Raw genomic sequence first — 1215 nt, 5'->3', positions numbered from 1 at the left:
ATGAAAACCCTGCTCCAACTCCAAAGCGCTGCACAAAATTTCGCCGACCACTATAAAAACCAAACCGACGAACGCCGTGAAAAAGACACTTTTTGGAATGAATTTTTTGCGATTTTCGGCATTGATCGCAAAAACGTCGTCCACTTCGAATATGCCGTTAAAGACCCGAGCAACAACACCCAATTTGTCGATGTCTTTTGGGAAGGCATCTTCCTGGCAGAACACAAATCCGCCAACAAAAACCTAGCCAAAGCCAAAGAACAGGCGGAGCGTTATTTGCAGGAAATCGAGCGCACCAAGCCGTCTGCCTTACCTGAATATTACGCCGTCAGCGATTTTGCCCATTTCCACCTTTATCGTCGCGATCCTAAAGAAGGCGTAGAAAACCAATGGCAATTCCCGTTGGAAGAATTGCCCGAATACATTACGCGCGGCGTTTTCGACTTTATGTTCGGCATCGAAGCCAAAGTCCGCCAAATTCAAGAAGAAGCCAATATTCAAGCGGCGACGGCCATTGGCAGACTGCACGATGCCTTGCAGGAAGAGGGCATTTACGAAGAACACGAACTCAGGCTCTTCATCACGCGCCTGCTTTTCCTCTTTTTTGCCGACGACAGCGCCGTTTTCCAGCGCAACTACCTCTTTCAAGACTTTTTAGAAAGCTGCAAAGAGGCCGATATGCTTGGCGACAAGCTCAATCAACTCTTTGAATTCCTCAACACACCCGACCAAAAGCGCAGCAAGACCCAAAGCGAAAAATTTAAAGGTTTCGAATACGTCAACTGCGGCCTTTTCAAAGAACGCCTGCGCACTTTCGACTTCACCGACAAGCAGCACCACGCCTTAATCGACTGCGGTAATTTCGACTGGCGCAACATCAGTCCAGAAATCTTCGGCACGCTCTTCCAATCCGTCATGGACGCACAAGAGCGGCGCGAAGCAGGCGCACACTACACCGAAGCCGCCAACATCGACAAAGTCATCAACGGCCTTTTTTTAGAAAACCTGCGCGCCGAATTTGAAGCCGTCAAAGCCCTCAAACGCGACAAAGCCAAAAAACTCGCCGCCTTCTACCAAAAAATCCAAAACCTGCAGTTCCTAGACCCGGCCTGCGGCTGTGGCAATTTCCTTATCGTTGCCTACGACCGCATCCGCGCCCTTGAAGACGACATCATCGCCGAAGCGCTCAAAGACAAAGCAGGCGGCTTATTCGAC

General features: G+C 49.9%; 1 protein-coding gene. It reads left to right on the top strand.

The features are described from left to right. Nucleotides 1–1215, top strand: a 1215-nt coding sequence (locus ACTHUR_RS11470) for a type IIL restriction-modification enzyme MmeI (protein WP_440398653.1), incomplete at its 3' end; no start/stop codon positions are given.

This window comes from Neisseria sp. P0021.S007 (genome assembly GCF_051956855.1).
Note: the sequence above shows the minus strand (reverse complement) of the source record. Positions and strands in the feature narration are given on the sequence as shown.